This window comes from Kitasatospora sp. DSM 101779 (assembly GCF_025655475.1).
Lineage (GTDB): Bacteria > Actinomycetota > Actinomycetes > Streptomycetales > Streptomycetaceae > Kitasatospora.
In genome coordinates this window covers 4,689,743-4,693,540 of the sequence record NZ_JAHTIK010000001.1, presented here as the reverse complement: position 1 = coordinate 4,693,540, position 3,798 = coordinate 4,689,743, and the positions used below count along the sequence as shown (strand labels likewise).

At 78.2% G+C, this 3,798-nt stretch carries 3 protein-coding genes; all 3 read right to left on the bottom strand.

Annotated elements, in window-relative coordinates; all coding sequences use genetic code 11:
* Positions 1-184: 184 nt before the first annotated feature.
* Positions 185-1,141: a Ppx/GppA phosphatase family protein gene (locus KSNIM_RS21390; RefSeq protein ID WP_263104800.1), complete on the bottom strand. Its 957-nt coding sequence runs from the start codon at positions 1,139-1,141 to the stop codon at positions 185-187.
* Positions 1,142-1,253: 112 nt separating this feature from the next.
* Positions 1,254-2,537 (bottom strand): SUKH-4 family immunity protein, encoded by a 1,284-nt coding sequence (locus KSNIM_RS21385; protein ID WP_263104799.1) that lies wholly within the window; start codon positions 2,535-2,537, stop codon positions 1,254-1,256.
* Positions 2,534-3,798, bottom strand: a 1,265-nt coding sequence (locus KSNIM_RS21380; protein ID WP_263104798.1) for a toxin glutamine deamidase domain-containing protein, incomplete at its 5' end; no start/stop codon positions are given. The genes KSNIM_RS21385 and KSNIM_RS21380, both read right to left, overlap by 4 nt.

The window sequence follows — 3,798 nt, the reverse complement described above, 5'->3', positions numbered from 1 at the left end:
CCGCGGCCCGGCGCGGCCCCGAGGCCCGCCGCGCGCCGTCCTCGGCCGCGCGGCCGGCCGGCGATGCGTCGTCGTCCGGTGCTTCCGCCACGGGACACAGGGTATGCGGCGGCGAGGACGAATGGGGCAGAGCCGGAGGAAGCGTGGGCCACGTCTCACCCGGCGGGCGGCCTGCGGCGGCCCGTCAGGGGGTGAGCGCGGGCCTCCGGTCGGCCGGGGTGTCGAGGGCGTCGAGGCGGCGCAGGATGATGCCCTCCCGCAGCGCCCACGGGCAGATGTCGAGTTCGTCCAGGCCGAAGAGGTCCATGGCCGCGTCGGCGACGAGCGCGCCGGCGAGCAGCTGCCGGGCGCGGCCCTCGGAGACGCCGGGGATGCGGGCCCGCTCGGCGACGGTCATGGTGGCGAGCCGCGGCAGCCAGGCGGAGAGGCCGCTGCGGGTGAGCCGCCGGGGCACCCGGGGTCCGGCGTCGGTGGGGGCGGCGCCGGCCATCCGGGCCAGCTGCTTGAAGGTCTTGGAGGTGGCGACGGCGTGGTCGGGCGCGTTCTGTCTGGTGAACTCGCCGACCACGTTCGCGATCTCCGCACGGATGTGGCGGCGCAGCTCCCGGACGTCCGCCGGGTCGGCGACGTCGCCGGGCAGCCGGGCGGTGAGCCGGCCGGCGCCGAGCGGCAGCGAGGCGGCGATGTCGGGCTGCTCGTCGAGTCCGCAGGCGATCTCCAGCGAGCCACCGCCGATGTCGAGGTTGAGCAGCCGGCCGGAGGACCAGCCGAACCAGCGGCGGACGGCCAGGAAGGTGAGCCGGGCCTCGTCCTGGCCCGAGAGCACCCGCAGCTCGATGCCGGTCTCGTCGGTGACCCGCTGCAGCACGGCCTCGCCGTTGGCGGCCTCGCGGACGGCCGAGGTGGCGAACGGCAGTATCTCGACGACGCCCTTGTCCTCGGCGACGGCGATCGAGGAGGCCACCATCGACACCAGCCGGTCGACACCGACCGGGGTGATCGCCCCGTCGTCGTCGAGCAGCTCGGCCAACCGGAGTTCGGCCTTGTGCGAGTACGCCGGGAGAGGGGCAGCACCGGGGTGCGCGTCCACCACGAGGAAGTGGACGGTGTTGGAACCCACGTCGAGAACACCGAGTCGCATAGCGGACCACGCTACGCGATGCGGGCCGCTCACCTGCCCGGATCCCCCATGCCGGCGTCCCGGGGCCGTCGGCGGCGACGCCCCGGCGGCCGCCGTCACCGGCCCGGCGCGGTCACAGCAGCCCGTGCCAGAGCTGCTCGACGATCACCGCCCACCAGTTCTCGGGGTCGGTGAACACCGTGCGGTCGACGGCGGCCAGGGCCCACTGCAGCTCGGCGACGGCGGGGCCGGCCGCGTAGGGGTGGAGGCCGCGCAGCGCCGGGAGGCGTTCGGCGAGCAGCACGAGGCAGCGGGCGAAGGCGGTCACGTCAGCGTTGCAGTAGCGGGCCGCGGCGGTGTCCGGGTCGATCGCCCGGATCCGGCCCTGCAGGGTGTCGACGGTGATCAGTGCCCAGCCGTCGCTGCCCAGCACCACCTGTCCGAGCAGGGCCTGCCGGGCGTCGGCGGTGGCCCGGGCACCGCGGCCGAGGCCGGCGAGGCGGGCCACTGCGTCGGGCAGCACCAGGTCGGTGCGGGTCCCGTCGTGGACGCCGTCCGGCTCCGGGTGGTGCAGCGCGAAGAAGCCCTCGACCGTGACCGGCAGACCGACCTCCAGCAGCGGCCGGGCGACCGCCTCGGGCAGGTCGGCGTGCTCCACCGCCGCGGCGTCGAAGCGGCGGACGCCCTGCGGGCCGAACCGGGCCGCGAGCCGATCCGCCAGCGCCCGGCCGCCCTCCGGCTGGGCCGGCGGCACGGAGCGCGGGAACGGCACCCGGTTGGGCCGCACGCCCTCCTGCGGCGGCACCGCCCGGACGGCCTCCGCGCGACCGTCGAACCACGGCCCATACGCCAGGTCGTGGGTGAGCCTGAGGTGCGGCAGGGCAGCGGCCAGAGCGTGCCGGGCGTAGCCGCCGGGCAGGGCACCCGGCCGCAAGTCGGTGTGCAGGCCGAGCACGTCCTCGGCGGGCACGCCCTGCTCGCGGAGGCGTTCGGCGGCGCGCAGCCCAGGGTGCGGCAGACCGGTGGCGGACCGCACGACCAGGGTCCGCACCTCGCCGAGGGCGTCCCGGTAGCGGAGCTCGGCCCGGGCGCCGGGACCGGTGGCGGGCGGCAGCGCCGGATCGTAGTCGCCGGCGCCGAGGAAGTCCCGGTACATCCGGACGACCTCCGGCACCGGCACGGACGGCCAGACGGTGAGCGCGCCGGTGAGCCGGTCGACGACGGCGCAGGCGGCGCCGATCTCCTCGGGGGCGCGCCGGACGGCGGTGAAGGGGTTGACGTGGACGGGGGCCGGTTCGGGCCACACCACCCAGCCGTGCTCAAACTCGTGGCTGTGCACGGGGCGGGCGCCCTCCGCGGGGAGCGCGCCGTTGATCCAGCGGTGGGCGGCCTCCAGGGCCTGCTCGCGGGTGGTCATCGGCGGGCGCTCCCGGCGGCGGTGCGGTGGATGTGGAGCCGGGACCGCGGCGGTGCGGGCTCGGCGGGACGGGCGGGTTCGGCGGCCGGCTCCGGCCCGGACTCCGCCGGGGGCTCGTCTGCGGGCTTCGCCGCGGGCTCGGCCTCGGCCTTCGCCGGTGCCGTCCCCGCGCCGGCGACGGCCGGGCGCACGATGTCCAGCGGCCGGCACTCGGCGTCCAGGGCGATCGCCCAGAGGCCGTGCTCGGCGCTGTACAGCGGCTCGCCTCCGCTGCGGCCGGTCTGGTGGTCCAGCCAGGTGAGCCGCTCGCCGTGGTTGACCACGTTCCAGACGTGCGAACGACGGAAGCCGTCCAGGGTGAGCAGCACCGCCTGGGCGCCGGGGCCGGAGCGCAGCAGCGTCTCAGCAACCCGGCCGAGGGCGCCCTCTCCGGCCCCGACGTCGTGGAACTCCGCGCCGAGCTCGCGCTCCGCGCGGTCGCGGCCGCCGTACTCGCCGGCCGGGCCGTCGGGCAGCCGCGGCGCGGAGCAGACCGGCAGGCCGGAGAAGGTGTCGACCGAGGAGAGCGCCACGTCGACGGTGTTGTTGGCGCGGCCGGCCTCGCGCGGGCCGCCGCCGTTGAGCGCCTCCGTCCAGCCGCCGGCCGGGTCGGGGTGCAGCTCGGGCGTGCCGTCGGGGCGGCGCGGCACCAGTCGCTCGACCTCGGCCTGGTGGGCCGGGTCGACCGGCCCGAGCCCGCCGGGCATGCCGTAGGGGCGGCCGTCGGCGATGCCGCGGACGGGGACGGGGGTGGCGGGCGCGTCCGGCGCGCTCCGCCCGGCGCGGGCAGCCAGGTAGGCGGCGGCGACCTGGCCGGGGTGCAGCACCGGGACGACGGTCGGGCCGGTGTGCGGCTCCGGACCGAGGATCTCGGGCCGGCGGCGGAGGTCGCCGCTCTCGCCGAGCCGGAACGGCAGCGGGGCCGGGGCCGTACCGCCCGCACCCGGTGTTGCGGTACCCGGCGCACCGACGGCGGGGCCGCCGGCCGGGGTGCGCTGCGCCGCGCCGGGCGTGCCGACGACCGCGCCGACCACCCCGGAGGAGCCTCCCTGTGCACCGGGCTGGCCGGCCGCACCGGGCGCCGCCGTGCCGGGCACGGCACCGGTTGCCCCCGCCCCGCCCGCGCCGGGGGCGCCGCCGACCGGGGTTCCGGCGACCGGGGTTCCGGAGACCGGAGTGCCGGCCGGGACACCGGGTGCTCCGGCCGCAGCGCCCACCGGGG